Source organism: Mycobacterium sp. WUMAC-067 (assembly GCF_020217485.1).
GTDB lineage: Bacteria > Actinomycetota > Actinomycetes > Mycobacteriales > Mycobacteriaceae > Mycobacterium.
The window spans coordinates 1-469 of the sequence record NZ_JAEKMI010000196.1; the positions used below are offsets into that span (position 1 = coordinate 1).

General features: G+C 59.7%; 1 protein-coding gene. It reads right to left on the reverse strand.

Going from position 1 to position 469, the window contains the following annotated elements:
• Positions 1-4: 4 nt before the first annotated feature.
• Positions 5-469, reverse strand: a 465-nt coding sequence (locus JF781_RS28200) for an IS30 family transposase (protein WP_225341383.1), incomplete at its 5' end; no start/stop codon positions are given.

A 469-nucleotide genomic window follows, 5' to 3' on the forward strand; every position in this document is an offset into this window, starting at 1 on the left:
GGTTTCACGCGGTGGATGCAACGGTGGGTGGTTTGGACAATAGTTCGTTGAGGGCTTCGGCGGGTGTATTCCAGTCCAGGGTTTGGCGTGGTCGTCCGTTGAGTTCGGCGGCGACGTAGTCCAGGTAGCCGGCGCCATAGACCGATAGGTCGGTGCCTTTCGGAAAGTATTGGCGCAAAAGCCCATTGGTGTTCTCGTTACTACCGCGTTGCCACGGCGAGTGTGGATCGCAGAAGTAGATATCCAAGTCAGTGGCGTCAGCGATGGCGAGGTGGTTGGTCAACTCCTTGCCCTGGTCCCAGGTCAACGAGCGGCGTAGATGGTCGGGCAACTCGGCCATTTTGGCCACGATGGCGTTTTGCACCGCCAGGGCGCCGTGGTCATCGGGCAGGTGCAAGAGCATGACAAAACGGGTGGTGCGCTCAACCAGAGTGCCAATCGCGGACCCCGATTTGGTGCTGCCCAGGAT